The 13952-nt window shown below is 63.6% G+C and carries 16 protein-coding genes; 11 read left to right on the plus strand and 5 right to left on the minus strand.

Annotated elements, in window-relative coordinates:
• Positions 1-42: 42 nt before the first annotated feature.
• From B2585_RS03630 to B2585_RS03645, 4 genes are read left to right on the plus strand one after another with little or no spacing between them, the layout of a single operon-like run.
• Positions 43-921: a branched-chain amino acid ABC transporter permease gene (locus tag B2585_RS03630; protein WP_292020103.1), complete on the plus strand. Its 879-nt coding sequence runs from the start codon at positions 43-45 to the stop codon at positions 919-921.
• Positions 921-1940, plus strand: coding sequence for a branched-chain amino acid ABC transporter permease (locus B2585_RS03635; protein ID WP_292020105.1), 1020 nt, complete (start codon positions 921-923; stop codon positions 1938-1940). Before B2585_RS03630 ends, B2585_RS03635 begins: the two co-directional genes overlap by 1 nt.
• A complete protein-coding gene (locus tag B2585_RS03640) occupies positions 1937-2701 on the plus strand; it encodes an ABC transporter ATP-binding protein (RefSeq protein WP_292020107.1) in 765 nt (254 codons plus the stop codon). Before B2585_RS03635 ends, B2585_RS03640 begins: the two co-directional genes overlap by 4 nt.
• A complete protein-coding gene (locus B2585_RS03645; RefSeq protein ID WP_292020109.1) occupies positions 2694-3389 on the plus strand; it encodes an ABC transporter ATP-binding protein in 696 nt (231 codons plus the stop codon). Before B2585_RS03640 ends, B2585_RS03645 begins: the two co-directional genes overlap by 8 nt.
• Here B2585_RS03645 and B2585_RS03650 read toward each other — a convergent pair.
• Positions 3386-3853, minus strand: coding sequence for an Lrp/AsnC family transcriptional regulator (locus tag B2585_RS03650; RefSeq protein ID WP_292020111.1), 468 nt, complete (start codon positions 3851-3853; stop codon positions 3386-3388). The genes B2585_RS03645 and B2585_RS03650 overlap by 4 nt on opposite strands.
• A gap of 134 nt (positions 3854-3987) precedes the next feature.
• On the opposite strand from B2585_RS03650, the gene B2585_RS03655 reads away from it, so the two are divergent.
• The 5 genes from B2585_RS03655 to lpdA are packed head-to-tail and all read left to right on the plus strand — an operon-like array spanning position 3988 to position 9089.
• Complete coding sequence (locus tag B2585_RS03655; RefSeq protein ID WP_292020113.1) at positions 3988-4227, plus strand: hypothetical protein; 240 nt, start codon at positions 3988-3990, stop codon at positions 4225-4227.
• The gene (locus B2585_RS03660) at positions 4224-5450 is read left to right on the plus strand and encodes a 3-methyl-2-oxobutanoate dehydrogenase (2-methylpropanoyl-transferring) subunit alpha (protein WP_292020115.1); all 1227 of its coding nucleotides are present in this window, start codon (positions 4224-4226) and stop codon (positions 5448-5450) included. Before B2585_RS03655 ends, B2585_RS03660 begins: the two co-directional genes overlap by 4 nt.
• Before the next feature lies 1 nt (position 5451).
• Positions 5452-6465: an alpha-ketoacid dehydrogenase subunit beta gene (locus B2585_RS03665; RefSeq protein WP_292020117.1), complete on the plus strand. Its 1014-nt coding sequence runs from the start codon at positions 5452-5454 to the stop codon at positions 6463-6465.
• A gap of 1 nt (position 6466) precedes the next feature.
• Positions 6467-7711, plus strand: coding sequence for a dihydrolipoamide acetyltransferase family protein (locus B2585_RS03670; RefSeq protein WP_292020119.1), 1245 nt, complete (start codon positions 6467-6469; stop codon positions 7709-7711).
• A 1-nt stretch (position 7712) separates the two neighbouring features.
• On the plus strand, positions 7713-9089 hold the full coding sequence (gene lpdA, locus B2585_RS03675) for a dihydrolipoyl dehydrogenase (protein ID WP_292020120.1): 1377 nt from the start codon (positions 7713-7715) through the stop codon (positions 9087-9089).
• 66 nt (positions 9090-9155) lie between these two features.
• Here the strand turns inward: lpdA and B2585_RS03680 are convergent, their stop codons facing one another.
• Complete coding sequence (locus B2585_RS03680; RefSeq protein ID WP_292020123.1) at positions 9156-10490, minus strand: Rieske 2Fe-2S domain-containing protein; 1335 nt, start codon at positions 10488-10490, stop codon at positions 9156-9158.
• Positions 10491-10892: 402 nt separating this feature from the next.
• Here B2585_RS03680 and nirK point away from each other — a divergent pair, with 402 nt between their 5' ends.
• Together nirK and B2585_RS03690 are read left to right on the plus strand one after the other, a co-directional pair.
• A complete protein-coding gene (gene nirK / locus B2585_RS03685) occupies positions 10893-12011 on the plus strand; it encodes a copper-containing nitrite reductase (protein WP_292020125.1) in 1119 nt (372 codons plus the stop codon).
• 70 nt (positions 12012-12081) lie between these two features.
• Positions 12082-12867, plus strand: coding sequence for a formylglycine-generating enzyme family protein (locus tag B2585_RS03690; protein ID WP_292020126.1), 786 nt, complete (start codon positions 12082-12084; stop codon positions 12865-12867).
• 4 nt (positions 12868-12871) lie between these two features.
• Here the strand turns inward: B2585_RS03690 and B2585_RS03695 are convergent, their stop codons facing one another.
• From B2585_RS03695 to B2585_RS03705, 3 genes are read right to left on the minus strand one after another with little or no spacing between them, the layout of a single operon-like run.
• A complete protein-coding gene (locus B2585_RS03695; protein ID WP_292020128.1) occupies positions 12872-13564 on the minus strand; it encodes an NnrU family protein in 693 nt (230 codons plus the stop codon).
• Positions 13561-13782, minus strand: coding sequence for an NnrT protein (locus B2585_RS03700; protein WP_292020131.1), 222 nt, complete (start codon positions 13780-13782; stop codon positions 13561-13563). The genes B2585_RS03695 and B2585_RS03700 overlap by 4 nt, the downstream gene beginning before the upstream one ends.
• Positions 13779-13952, minus strand: coding sequence for a hypothetical protein (locus B2585_RS03705; protein ID WP_292020133.1), 174 nt, complete (start codon positions 13950-13952; stop codon positions 13779-13781). The genes B2585_RS03700 and B2585_RS03705 overlap by 4 nt, the downstream gene beginning before the upstream one ends.

Raw genomic sequence — 13952 nt, forward strand, 5'->3', positions numbered from 1 at the left:
GACCTTCGCATTGACGGTCCGGACGAAACGGGGAGCACCTTCATGGCCAGCGCCGCCTCTTCTCTAACATTCATCCTGCTATATGGCGTGTCCTATGGACTTGTCCTGTTCATCATTTCCATCGGCCTCGTAATCACCATGGGCCTGATGCGGGTGATGAACCTCGCCCACGGCGCTTTTGCGGCCATCGGCGGCTATATCGCGGTGGGCGTGATGACCAACTTCGGGATACCATTCCCGCTGGCCGTGGTGGCTGCTGTGGCAGGTGTGGTCGCATTGTCAGTGGTGCTGGAGCGTCTGGTCTTCGTGAACCTTTATGGCGCACCCGAGCTGGATCAGGTGCTGATGACGATCGGCATCAACTTCATCGTCATCGGCGGGCTGACGATCTTCTTCGGGCCGAACGTCTACCCGATCAACCTGCCGGACTACCTGACTGGCAACGTCGACCTGGGTATCCGCAACTTCGAGATCTACCGGCTGTTTGTCATCGCCATGGGACTGATCGTCGTAGTCGGCCTTTGGATCATGTTTGAGAAGACCTCGTTCGGGGCCAAGCTGCGCGCCGCCGTGGACAACCCGTCGATGACCCGCGTGATCGGGATCAACGTGAACCGCGTGTTCATCATCGCCTTCGGGATCGGGAGCGGTCTGGCTGCCCTCGGCGGAGCCATCGGCGCAGGGATGCTGCCGCTCGAACCCTACTATCCGATGAAATACCTTGTCCTTGTGCTGGTCGTCGTGGCGCTGTCGGGGTTCGGCAATATGCGCGCCTCGCTCGCCGTTGCGGTGCTGGTCGGGATCGTCGATACCGCGGGCCGCTTCCTCGTCCCCAGCTTGGGCGGATTTATCATCTACATCGTCCTCGTCGTGCTCATGGTGCTGCGCCCCGAGGGTCTGTTCACGAAGAGGGCTGCCTGATGGACATGCCAAACGCACGCTTCCTCAACCGTCACCGCTTCTCGCTGTGGGAACTGGTGCCGCTGATCGTGGCCATCGGGTGTTTCTACCTTTTCCCCGGCTACCTTACGCTTGGCGCGGCGGTGCTGGTGATGGCGATTTTCGCGGTCTCGCTGGACCTCGTCATCGGCTATGCGGGCATCGTCACGCTCGGCCATTCCGTTTTCTTCGGGGTCGGGGCCTATGGTGCTGCGAAATTGTCCATGGCCGGGATCGACGCGCCGATCGCGGCCGCCCTGATCGCAGGGGCCATGGCGGCGGTGCTCGCCGTTCTCACCGGGCCATTCGTCCTGCGCCTCAAACACCTGCCGCTCATCATGGTCACGGTCGCCATTGCGGCCATCGCACACGAGGCTGCGAATAAGATGTCATGGCTCACGGGTGGGCACGACGGTTTGCCGAACCTTACGTTCGAGCCGGTGCTGGGCCTGTTCAAATGGTCGATCTGGGGCACGACGAGCTATCTCTACGTCCTCGCCTGGCTCGTCCTGCTGGTCATCGTCTCGCGCATCGTCGTTTCGTCGTCCTTCGGCATGGCCCTGCAGGGCATTCGCCAGAACGAACTCAGGATGCGCGTGATGGGCGCGCCAGTGCTGAAGCAACAGGTGATCATCTACACCTACAGCGCTTTTCTGGCCGGCATAGCTGGCGCGCTTTATGCGCAGACCAACAATTTCGTCTCGCTTGAAACGCTGACGGTGGACCTTGGCGTCTTCGCGCTTGCGATGATCGTGCTCGGCGGCCTCGGGCGCATCTACGGCGCTATCATTGGGGCAGCCGTCTATATGATCGTGCAATACCTCGCCCAGCAGTGGGATCCGTATTTCTGGATGCTGGCCATCGGGGTTCTCCTGGTGCTCGTTGTTCGGTTCGGCAAGGGCGGTCTGCTCGGCATCGCTGAAAAGGCATGGCTCCGGGTGCGCCCCGCACGCCCGGCCTATGACCCCGCCACAAGCGAAAAACTGGAGCCGGGCGAATGACCTACATGCTCGAAGCACGCGACTTGCACAAATATTTCGGCGCGCTTCACGTCACCAACGGCGTGAACCTGAAACTGGCACCCGGCGCGCGCCATGCCCTAATCGGGCCAAACGGTGCGGGCAAGACCACGCTCGTCGGCCAATTGTCCGGCGTAATTGCGCCCACCTCGGGTCAGGTGTTCATCGGGGGCGAGGACGTGACGCGCCTTGCCCCCGCGAAACGCACCCGTACGGGGCTGGTGCGTACGTTCCAGATCTCGAACCTGTTCACCGATATGACGGTTCTCGAAAACGTCTATCTCGCCGTCAGCCAGAACCGCCGCATGGGGGTGAACCCGTTCCGTGCGGCGGGCCGCGATAAAGGCAGCATCGACCGCGCCATGGACCTCATTCGAAAGGTCCGGCTCGAGCCGCACGCGGATCGGCTGGTCTCGGAACTCGCCTACGGCCAACAGCGCCTGATCGAGATCGCCATCGCGCTCGCACTCGACCCGAAGATCCTGTTGCTGGACGAACCGGCGGCGGGCATTCCCACTGGGGAACTTGACCTGCTTCTACGGGTGATCGAAGAACTCGACCCGTCCCTCGCGCTCCTGATCATCGAACACGATATGGAGCTTGTGCGCCGGGTCGCGACCGACGTGACCGTCCTAGTGCACGGCACCGTCCTGATCGACGGCCCGCTGCGCGACGTCATGTCTTCGGACGAGGTCAAGCGCGTCTATCTAGGCGGCGGCGAAGTGGAGGCCCAGAATGCTTGAAGTGCGCAATCTGACTGGGGGCTGGGGTCCGACCGTGGTGGTTGAGGATCTGTCCCTTGACCTCGCTAAGGGTGAAACGCTCGCCATCATCGGGCGCAACGGCGTGGGAAAATCGACCCTACTCGAACTTCTCAGCGGTCGGGCACGGCGGCTCGGCGGATCGGTTCGTCTGGGCGAAACCGACCTTGCAGCGGCCAAATTGCACCGGCGTGTCGCGCACGGGATAGGCCACGTCCCCCAGGAGCGGGAGGTGTTCAAGAGTCTGACGGTGGACGAGCATCTACTGATTTCGCGGCGCCCCGGGGTCTGGACTCGCGAAAAGGTGCTCGACCTGTTCCCTGGCCTTGCCGCGCGGATCGGGAGCCTTGGCGGACAACTGTCGGGCGGCGAACAACAGATGCTCGCTATCGCCCGGGCGCTGGTCGGCAACCCCCAAGTGCTGCTTATGGACGAGCCATCCGAGGGGCTTGCCCCAGTCGTCATCGAGCAACTTGTCCGGGCGATGCGTGCGTTGACGGTAGATAATTCGCTCGGCATCCTGCTGGTCGAACAACGCATCGACATCGCACGCGATCTGGCCGACCGTTTTGTCGTGATGGACCGGGGCGCGATCGTGCACCGAGGCCAGATCGAAGAACTCGACCGCACTGACAATCTTGCCGAACTCGTCGGCCTGACCGACGCCTAGTCCGGCACGAACGCCTGCTGGCTTTTCAGACGGCGGAGCACGAAGCTCGACCGGGAATGGCGTATGCCTTTGACCTGGTAGAGCTTCGAGCGCAGGAATTCCTCATACCCCCGGGTGCCGTCCACGGCGACCTTGATCATGTAGTCGTAGTCTCCCGTGGTCAGATACACTTCGAGCACTTCGGGAATGTCAGCCAGCGCCTTCCCGAATTCCTCGAGCGTTTCGTCGTCGTGCCGGTCCAGCGTGACCTCGACAATGGCCAGCTCGCGCAGGCCAAGCTGTTCCATATCCACCTGCGCAGCATAGCCGCCGATGAACCCGTCAGCCTCAAGCCGCCGCACCCTTTGCCAGCACGGGCTTGCCGACAATCCGACCCGGTCGGCCAATTCAGCTGTGGTCAGTCGACCGTTCTTAAGCAGGTGTCGCAGGATCGCGCGGTCTTTGGGGTCTAGGTCGCGGGGCATCGGCTTCATCCATGGAAGACATGATTCTGTCGGAAAGAGTAATGACAGAATGATCATTCGTGAAAAGCAGTCAATCGCGGAAGATCAAAAGCATTTTCTGCCGGATTGTAGATATCTTCCTCCTAGGAGGAGATATGCGAAAACAAATCTATTTCACTACGATCGAAGGTTACGCAGGCCTTATCCGTCCACTCGACCACGCGCGGCGCATGGGGTTCGACCTGATTGCCGTTGCGGCAGAGCAGCAGGGTGCCGCCTTGGACGTGAAACTGACGGTCGCGGGCCTAAACGAGGCGGCGGTGGCGACGCTCGCCGCGCGAATCGACGGCGGCCTTGGCTGCGCGATTATCACGCCGTCCGAGGTGGCCGCATGACCGATCCGCTTCGCCTCCACGTTCCCGAACCCACCTTGCGCCCCGGCGACAGTCCCGACTTCTCCGGGGTGCCGATCCCCAAGGCGGGCAGCGTGCGTCGCCCTCCAATCGATTCCGACCCCGAGGACATCCGCGACCTTGCCTTTACCATAATCCGCGTCATGGACCGCAAAGGGCTCGCGGTCGGCGACTGGGCGCCCGACGTGGATGACGACGAACTCCGCGCTGGCCTGCGCCACATGATGCTGCTTCGGGAATACGACGCCCGGATGCTCACGGCGCAGCGGCAGGGCAAGACCAGTTTTTACATGCAGCACTTAGGCGAAGAGGCGATTTCCTGCGGCTTCCGGCGGGAGCTTGTGGCGGGCGACATGAACTTTCCGACGTACCGTCAGGCGGGGCTTCTGATCGCGGACGATTACCCGATGCTACTCATGATGAACCAAGTCTACTCGAACGAGGGCGACACGGTTCATGGGCGGCAATTGCCCGTGTTCTATTCATCTAAGGATCACGGGTTCTTCTCTATTTCCGGCAATCTCGCCACGCAGTATCCGCAGGCCGTGGGGTGGGCCATGGCGTCGGCCATCAAGGGCGCGACCAATATCGCGGCGGCATGGATCGGTGACGGCTCGACAGCCGAGAACGATTTTCACGCGGGGCTTGTGTTCGCCTCGACCTACAAGGCGCCTGTGGTTCTGAACATCGTGAACAACCAGTGGGCTATCTCGACCTTCCAAGGCATCGCGCGGGGCGGATCCGGCACCTTTGCCGCGCGCGGTCACGGTTTCGGTATTCCGGCGCTTCGGGTGGACGGAAACGACTACCTCGCCGTACGTGCGGTCGCCCGCTGGGCCGCCGAGCGCGCGAGGTCGAACCTTGGCCCGACCCTGATCGAATACGTCACCTACCGTGTCGCCGGTCATTCAACGTCGGACGATCCGTCGGCATACCGTCCCGAGGAGGAAGGCAGCGCATGGCCGTTGGGCGACCCGATCCTGCGCTTGCGTGACCACCTGATCGCGCGCGAGGCATGGAGCGAGGAGCGCCATACCCAGGCTGAGGCCGAGATCCGGGCCGAGGTCATCGCGACCCAAAAAAAGGCCGAGGCCATCGGCACGCTCACCTCGGGTCGCCTGCCGTCGCCCGCGCATATGTTTGAGGACGTGTTCGAGACGCCGACGCCGCACCTCATCCGCCAGCGTCACGAGATGGGGGTTTGACATGGCGCATATGACAATGATTGAAGCGATCCGCGAAGCGCACGACATCGCCATGGCCCGCGACGACCGCGTGGTCGTGTTCGGCGAGGATGTGGGCTTTTTCGGCGGCGTCTTTCGCTGCACGGCGGGACTGCAGAAGAAATTCGGCGCGACCCGGTGCTTCGACACCCCGATCAGCGAGCTGGGCATCGTCGGCACCGCGATCGGCATGGCGGCCAACGATATACGGCCCGTGGTCGAGATCCAGTTCGCGGATTACATGTACCCCGCTTATGACCAGCTCGTGTCCGAGGCGGCTCGCCTGCGCTACCGTTCGGCGGGGGAGTTCACTTGCCCCATGGTGGTCCGCATGCCCACGGGCGGTGGCATCTTCGGCGCACAGACCCACAGCCAAAGCCCGGAGGCGCTGTTTACACATGTCGCTGGGCTGAAGACCGTTGTGCCTTCGACACCAGCGGATGCCAAGGGCCTGCTGCTCGCTGCTATCGAAGACCCGGACCCAGTGATCTTTTTGGAACCCAAGCGTATCTACAACGGCCCGTTCGACGGTCACCACGACCGCCCTTTGGTCGGCTGGAAGAAACACGAACTTGGCGACGTGCCAGAGGGCCATACGCCCGTGCCGTTGGGTAAGGCAATGCTTCGGTCGCACGGCGAGGATCTGACGATCGTGACCTACGGAACCATGGTTCACGTCGCGCTGGGTGTCGTCACTGACGCGGGGCTGTCGGCGGATGTCATCGACCTGCGCACGCTCGTCCCGCTCGACATCGATTCCGTGGTCGCCTCGGTCAAGCGCACCGGGCGATGTCTTGTCCTGCACGAAGCGACGCTGACAAGCGGTTTCGGCGCGGAGCTAACCGCGCAGGTGCAGGAGGAATGCTTTTATCACCTAGAGGCGCCGGTGAAGCGCGTGGCGGGCTGGGACACGCCGTACCCGCACGCGGGTGAATGGGACTATTTCCCCGGCCCCGAGCGGGTCTTGCGGAACATTGAAGCGCTGCTGGAGGCCTGAGATGGGAGAACACATTGTCAAATTGCCGGACATCGGCGAGGGCGTCACCGAGGCGGAACTGACGGAATGGTCCGTGGCTGTGGGCGACGTGGTGCAGGAGGATGACGTGCTCGCCGTCGTCATGACCGACAAGGCCGCCGTCGAAATCCCCGCGCCGGTCGCAGGAACGGTCGCGCGTCTTGGGTGCGAGGTCGGCGATACGCTGGCGGTCGGATCGGCTCTGGTGGCTTTGGCGACGCAGGGAGATGTTGTCGCCAACCAAAAGCCCGAACTGAAAGTCGAAAAAGAACTAGAACAAGACACCGACCGGGACGCACTGTCAGATAGGACCAAAACGCCGGAACCGGTACCGCAGCACGAACAAAAAAGCGCGCCCAAAACGCCGCCGCTCAGCCACGGCACGCGACCCGCCGCCGCGCCGTGGGTCCGGCAACGCGCCCGCGAAATGGGGATTGCGCTCGAAGATGTTACAGGCTCGGGTCCGGGTGGCCGCATCCTCTATGACGATCTCGAAGACCACTTGGCCGCACCCCAGACCCAGACCCCGCGCAAGACCGGAGTGACCGACCTCAAGGTCACGGGCCTGCGCCGTGTCATCGCGGGCCGGATGCAGACGGCCAAGTCCGAAGCACCGCACTTCTCGATCATCGAAGAGGTCGACGTCACCGAACTCGAAGCCACCCGCAAGGCGCTCAATGACACGGGCCGTGGCAAGCTGACCGTCATTCCCTTTATCGGGCTCGCTATCGTCATAGCGGTAAACGAACAGCCGGGCCTCAACGCGCACTACCTCTCAGACGAGGGGATCATCCGGCAGCATGAGGCCGTCCATATCGGTGTCGCGACCCAGACCGACCGTGGCCTCATGGTCCCCGTCCTCCATCATGCAGAGGCGATGACCCCGTGGGACATGGCCGACCGTTTGCGTGACGTGAGCGGTGCCGCGCGGGACGGAACGATTGCCAAGGGCGATCTGGAAGGCTCCACCATCACCATCTCGTCTCTCGGTCCACTGGGCGCGATTGCGACGACGCCGATCCTGAACCTGCCGGAGGTCGCCGTGGTCGGCGTCAACAAGATGGCCGTGCGGCCGATATGGGACGGTCGGGATTTCGTGCCGCGCACGATGATGAACCTCTCCGGGTCCTTCGATCACCGTGTGGTCGATGGCTGGGACGCAGCGGTATTCATCGCCCGGCTGAAGCAGCTTCTCGAAACCCCAGCGCTTTTGTTCATCGGAGACTGACATGGCCGACATGACCTGCGATTTTCTCGTGATCGGTGGCGGGCCGGGTGGCTACGTCGCCGCGATCCGCGCCGGGCAACTGGGCCTTAAGACCGTGCTTATCGAGAAAGACGTGGTCGGCGGCACTTGCCTCAACTTCGGCTGCATTCCGTCCAAGGCGCTGATCCACGCGGCCGAGAAATTCGACGCCGCCGTGTCCTTTGCGGGCGACAACGCGCTCGGAATCCAAAGCACCGCGCCCAGCATCGACTACGCCAAGACCGTCGGCTGGAAAGACGGCGTGGTCGACACTCTGACGGGCGGTGTGCGGGGCCTGCTCAAACGCGCGAAGGTCGAGGTGGTGAACGGCATCGCGCAGTTCATCGACGGGAAGGCGGTGCAAGTCGACACTGGCGCACGGATCACGGCCAAGACCATCGTGATCGCCACTGGATCGACGCCCGTTGACCTCCCCTCGCTTCCCTTCGGCGGCGATGTGCTCTCCTCCACCGAGGCGCTCGCGCTGACCCACGTGCCGCCGTCGCTCGCCGTGGTCGGTGGTGGCTACATCGGGCTGGAAATCGGGACAGCATTCGCCAAGTTGGGGGCGCGTGTGACGGTGGTCGAGGCGGGGCCATCGCTCCTCCCTCAGTATGACGCCGAACTGGTTGGGCCCGTGGGCAAGCGGCTGCGCGCGCTGGGGGTGACCATTCACCTTAGCGCCCGTGCGACGGGTCATGAAAACGGCCGCCTTCGGATTAAGACGCCGGACGGCATGGCGCAGATCGACGCGGACAAGGTGCTCGTCGCTGTTGGCCGCAAGCCTTACACGGGCGGTCTTGGGCTGGACCGTCTCGCGCTTCCCACGGACGGTGGGTTCATCACGGCAAACGACCGTTGCGAAACGCCGATGCGCGGCGTCTTCGCCATCGGTGACGTGTCCCCCGGCCCGATGCTCGCCCACCGCGCCATGGCCGAGGGTGAGATGGTCGCCGAGATCGCCGCCGGGCACGCCCGCGTCTGGGACAAACAGGCGATGCCCGCGACCTGCTTCACGGACCCCGAGATTGTGACCGTCGGCTTGTCGCCGCAGGACGCGAAAGCGCGGTTCGGGGAGACCAAGATCGGACGTTTTCCGTTTATCGCGAACGGGCGCGCGCTTGCGACCGAAGGGACTGAAGGCATGGTCCGCGTCGTTGCGCGCGGCCAGGACAATCGTATCGTCGGCATTCAGGCGGTGGGGCAGGGGATCTCGGAATTGTCCTCGGCCTTTTCCATCGCGCTCGACATGGGCGCCCGGCTTGAAGACTTGGCCGCTATCGTCCAGTCGCACCCGACCCGTTCCGAAGGTTTCGCCGAAGCTGCGTTGCAGGCCTTGGGTCGCGCGATTCACATCTAAGTCCAGGGCCCCCACGCAAAAAGGCCGGCGAAACTGTCGCCGGCCTTTCTACCTTTCACACCGTCATCAGTGAACCTGTTCCGGCGTGCCGCGTCCCAGCTTCACCGAGCGGTAGCGTCGAGTGATGGTGTGGGACGGGACGAGCTGCCGCCAATCCTCGTCCTCCAGCACGGTACCGTTGCGCCCGATGATCTTGGTCTGATCAGCATGAACCCCCTGCGGCTCTTGATCGTTCTCTATCGCCTGAGCTGCCGAGATAAGCGAGCGATACAGGCGGGAAACGGCCATATCGACAGGGGCGAGGATTTCCTTCGACCGATCCTTGATTGCACCCGGCGAGATGTTCACCGCGCTGTCTTCCTGCGTGAAGCTGTGGAAGCCCGAGAACGACCCGGCCTGAATTCGCGAACGGTCCTGCTTGTAGCGATTGCGCAGCGACGGGCGGTCGTCGTCGTTGAACGTCTCGTAGGTCATGTTGTAGTTCGCCAGCGCCTCGGGATCGAGACCGACGTGCTTGAGCATGTTGGACTTCAGTGGCTCCTTCCCCATCTCGCGCTCGGCGTGCCACCAGACGTGGAAGTGGATGCACTGCTCGTCGTTGATCGGAACCACGCACATAAACAGGTCTTCGTTCGGGTTCGCAATGAAGCAAGGGAGCGAAAAGGCCGTAACGCGCACGTGCACCTCGCCCTTGCCCGACACGTTCTCGCCCCTGCGAAGTGCGGCGTAGTGGAAGCCGAAATCGGTGTCGTCCACTTCGATGGTGGGGGCCGCGTCAAAGGTCATCTCTGCGGCCGCCGAGAAATTCAGGTTCTCAAGCTGGCCAGAGGCGATGAGGCCATCGGCGTGCAGGATGTTCAGGTGCGAACTATCAACCAAGGCCTCCAGCGCCTGCACGTAATTGCACTGGTTCAGCGCATAGGCGTTGTTGCGGTGATCGTCGTCCGCATCAAACCACGGGAAATGCGGGAAATCAGGCTGAAGCAGCTTCGGCCCGAGGTAGGACCAGACAAGCCCGCCCGCTTCGCGCACCGGAAACGCTTCGGCCTTGAAGCGATTCTTGAAATCCGGGTCGTTCACGTTGGGGGTTTCCAGCACGGTCCCGTCGGGCGCGAATTTCCAGCCGTGATAAAGGCAGCGAATGCCGTCACCCTCGCATCGACCGATTGCAAGCGAAGACCGGCGGTGCGGGCAAAACTGGTCGAGCACGCCAAGCTGCCCGTCGGCATTGCGCCAGACGACAAGCTTCTGGCCGAGGATTTCCAACGGAAAAGGCGGGCTGTCCGGTGTCGGGATGTCCGACGTCTGACAGATCGGTATCCAGTAGCGCCGGAACGCCTCGCCCATCGGGGTGCCGGGGCCGACCCGGCACATCATTTCGTTCTGTTCATGTGAAAGCATTGGTGATCCTCCCTTATCTTCCATGGAAGATAAAGTTGATGCTTATGTGCGTCAACATTGGATGTGGGCCTTTGTGGGCGGCTTGGCCCAAGTGTAGGAGCATCTTGGAGAGCACCTAAGCATGCCCAAACCAAGTATCCTTTAGATCCTCCTAGGCCCTCCGGGAGGTTATCATCTTGGCAGTAACCTTCCCTACCTGAGACAGGTTCGAATTGGTCTACCACCCCAGCCAGCCACTCCTGAAAATCTCGTCCTTACTGAACAGGCCCGCAGCGGTCCGGGCATGCCCGGAACCCGGCTCACCGACGGCAATCCGCCGGAACCTTGCGTTTTCGCAACGTCCCGCTCCGGGCGTCGCGGTACCTTTGGGACATAAGCATTGAGACCCAAAGGAGTAAGAAGATGCTGACCCGTAGAGCCGCCCTTTTCGGAGCCGCAGGTGTCGCCGCCGCGCCTCTGATCGCCACTGCCGCCAAAGCGGAAGAAGCCATGACCCCGGTGGCGGCCCCCGCCGATCTGTCCAGCCTGAAGCGCATCAAGCGCAAGCTGGTGGCCCCGCCCTTCGTGCATGAGCACGAGCAGATCGCGCCGGGCAAACCGCGCATCGTCGAATTCGAGATGCCGATCGTCGAAAAGGAAATTCAGGTCGCCGACGACGCCTGGCTTCAGGGCATGACCTTCAACGGGTCGATCCCCGGCCCGCTCATGGTCGTCCACCAGGACGATTACGTCGAGCTGACGCTCATCAACCCGGCCGAGAACCTCATGCCGCACAACATCGATTTCCACGCCGCGACCGGCGCGTTGGGCGGTGGGGCGCTGACGCTGGTGAGCCCCGGTGAGAAGACCGTGCTCCGTTTCCGCGCGACGCGCCCGGGCACCTTCGTCTACCACTGCGCCCCCGGCGGCCCCATGATCCCGTGGCACGTCGTCTCCGGCATGGTCGGCGCGATCATGGTCCTGCCGCGCAACGGCCTGTCCGATCACAAGGGCAATCCGGTCAGCTACGACAAGGTATTCTACATCGGTGAAAACGAGTTCTACATCCCGAAGGACGAAAACGGGAACTACAAGCGCTTTGCCGACGTGGCCGACAGCTATCCGGACACCGAGGAAATGATGAACGGCCTGATCCCGAGCCACGTCGTCTTCAACGGATCTGTCGGTGCGCTGACGGGCGAGAACGCGATGACCGCCAAGGTGGGCGAGCGGGTGCTGATCGTCCACAGCCAGGGCAACCGGGATTCCCGGCCGCACCTCATCGGCGGTCACGGCGACCTCGTTTGGGAAGCGGGCAAGTTCAACAACGTGCCCGACCGCGATCTGGAAACCTGGTTCATCCGGGGCGGGTCCGCGGGTGCCGCGCTCTACGAGTTCCTGCAACCGGGCATCTACGCCTATGTGAACCACAACCTGATCGAGGCGGTGAACCTCGGCGCCACGGCCCACTTCAAGGTCGAAGGTGACTGGAACAATGACCTGATGGAACAGGTCGTCGCCCCGACCCAGATCGTCGGTTGATCTTCTCACCACTCACGGGAAACGGGGCGGCCGCTGACGTGGCCGCCCCTTTGCGTTTCGGAGAATGACCATGACACCTCTGACGACATTGCCGGCGCTCCTCCTTGCCGGTTTCTTCGGCCTCTTCGCCGGGGATGACCCGGTGATCGACGCCCCCGAGACGGTGGCGATCCCCGCAGGCGAGATCGCGTTTCGCCCGTTCGGGAGCTTCAGCTATCAGGGCAAGACCCACACGCCCGCGTCGGTGGCGATGCGGGTCGATGGCTTCGAGATCATGAAATACCAGGTCTCGCGCGCGGATTCCGCGGCCTGCGTGGCGGACGGTGTGTGCAACCCGGACATCATGCGCGAGGGCAGCCAGCCGCAGACCCATGTGAATTTCGACGAGGCGCGGACCTATGCCGCGTGGCTTTCGGACCGGACGGGCCAGCCGTGGCGACTGCCGAGCGAGCCGGAGTGGCAGCGTGCCGCGGCCGAACGCTACGGCGACGCGACGCCGGAGGAAGATGTCTACCTCGATCCCGGCGAACGCATGCTGGCGCAATACGAACGCGGCATCCTCTTGCGCGGCTCGGCCAGCTCGGCCCTGCGCCCCGCCGGGGGCTTCGGCGTGAACTCGATGGGCGTGGCGGACGTGTCCGGCAATGTCTGGGAATGGACCACGGGCTGCATGGACAACGGCACGCTCGACGCGGCGGGCCGCGTGATCTCGAGCGAACCCTATTGCACCGTGCGGGTGGCGGGCGGTCGCCACCGCGCCGCGATCATCGAATTCGTGCGTGACCCGCAGGTCGGCGGGTGCGCCGTCGGCCTGCCGCCGGACTACCTTGGCTTTCGGCTGGTGCGCGGAGACTGATCGTTCAGGGAAGCGGCGAGACGCCGATCACGGCGCCATGACTGCCCAGAAGCACCGCCCAGACCGCAAGTCCGATGGCGGCCCGCTTGATCAGGCGGCCGCCATTTTCCCTGCGCCACGCCGGTTGCGTGAGAGGGGCGAGGGACAGAACGGCGCTCGCTTCAAAAAAAGCGCAGGCTGCGTCGGGGCCGAGCGCCCGCCGTGCCCGTGCATCGAAAACGGGAATGGCTCCCAGGGCGAGGGCCGCGAAGATCGCGAACAGGATGACATGCGCCAGATCCCCGTTCGCGACAAGGTGCGCGCTGGCCCAGAGCGCGAGCGCCAGAAAAAGCGGATGACGTGACAGTGCGGCGACCCCGGGACGCTCCGGATCGAACACCGCGCCGCGCTTGCCCCCGAGCGTGTGGGGCTGCGCGATCCCGAACCCGGCGGCAACCAGCACGGCGGCCAGAGGCATCGCCACGTTCGGCACCCAGCGCATCCACGGGAGCTGGGGCCAGAGTTCGACAAACGGCGCACGCCCGGCCGCGACGATCACCCAGATCAGAACCGCGACGGACACGAGCCCGTAGACCGAGAAATAGGTCCTCCGCCCGACCCGCGCGATCAGCCGCTCCCGCAGCCCCCCGATGCGCGGGACGAAGTGACTCCCCACGAATGCCGCAAGCGCGAGGGCGTATTCGGCCCAGCCCATCACGCCTCAGCCCGCGCGATGAGCGCGCGGATGTGGCGTGCGAAGGCCCATGTGACCGGCAGTCCCAGGAACATGCCCCAGGCCACGGCCTCTTGGGGCGTCAGGACGCGCCAGCCCAGCCAGCTTCCGATCAGAGAGGCGAAGAACAGGTTCACCGCCACCGCCCCCGCGCCGAAAGGGTAGAGCGCCACGTTGAGTTTCACGAAACCCCGCGCGGTCATCTGCGGCGCACCAGCATGTGAACGGCGATGAGCGAGGCGACCAGCGTGATTGACGCGACGAGGAACCAGAACTCCGCGACCTCGGTCTGGGCTTGCGGCACGGGTCGCTCGAAACTGGCGGCGAACAAGGGCGCGGGCAGGGTGGCGGCGAGTGCGATCAGGCGTTTCAT

It is taken from the genome of Maritimibacter sp. UBA3975, from assembly GCF_002384975.1.
In the GTDB taxonomy this organism is placed as follows: Bacteria; Pseudomonadota; Alphaproteobacteria; order Rhodobacterales; family Rhodobacteraceae; genus Maritimibacter.

Bases quoted from the DNA above. Each gene is read 5' to 3' on its own strand.
- B2585_RS03665 (WP_292020117.1), top strand. From the start codon at position 5,452: ATGGCGCATATGACAATGATTGAAGCGATCCGCGAAGCGCACGACATC.
- B2585_RS03670 (WP_292020119.1), top strand. From the start codon at position 6,467: ATGGGAGAACACATTGTCAAATTGCCGGACATCGGCGAGGGCGTCACC.
- B2585_RS03660 (WP_292020115.1), top strand. From the start codon at position 4,224: ATGACCGATCCGCTTCGCCTCCACGTTCCCGAACCCACCTTGCGCCCC.
- B2585_RS03680 (WP_292020123.1), bottom strand. From the start codon at position 10,490: ATGCTTTCACATGAACAGAACGAAATGATGTGCCGGGTCGGCCCCGGC.
- B2585_RS03640 (WP_292020107.1), top strand. From the start codon at position 1,937: ATGACCTACATGCTCGAAGCACGCGACTTGCACAAATATTTCGGCGCG.
- nirK (WP_292020125.1), top strand. From the start codon at position 10,893: ATGCTGACCCGTAGAGCCGCCCTTTTCGGAGCCGCAGGTGTCGCCGCC.
- B2585_RS03690 (WP_292020126.1), top strand. From the start codon at position 12,082: ATGACACCTCTGACGACATTGCCGGCGCTCCTCCTTGCCGGTTTCTTC.
- B2585_RS03635 (WP_292020105.1), top strand. From the start codon at position 921: ATGGACATGCCAAACGCACGCTTCCTCAACCGTCACCGCTTCTCGCTG.
- B2585_RS03655 (WP_292020113.1), top strand. From the start codon at position 3,988: ATGCGAAAACAAATCTATTTCACTACGATCGAAGGTTACGCAGGCCTT.
- B2585_RS03630 (WP_292020103.1), top strand. From the start codon at position 43: ATGGCCAGCGCCGCCTCTTCTCTAACATTCATCCTGCTATATGGCGTG.
- B2585_RS03645 (WP_292020109.1), top strand. From the start codon at position 2,694: ATGCTTGAAGTGCGCAATCTGACTGGGGGCTGGGGTCCGACCGTGGTG.
- B2585_RS03700 (WP_292020131.1), bottom strand. From the start codon at position 13,782: ATGACCGCGCGGGGTTTCGTGAAACTCAACGTGGCGCTCTACCCTTTC.
- B2585_RS03650 (WP_292020111.1), bottom strand. From the start codon at position 3,853: ATGCCCCGCGACCTAGACCCCAAAGACCGCGCGATCCTGCGACACCTG.
- lpdA (WP_292020120.1), top strand. From the start codon at position 7,713: ATGGCCGACATGACCTGCGATTTTCTCGTGATCGGTGGCGGGCCGGGT.
- B2585_RS03705 (WP_292020133.1), bottom strand. From the start codon at position 13,952: ATGAAACGCCTGATCGCACTCGCCGCCACCCTGCCCGCGCCCTTGTTC.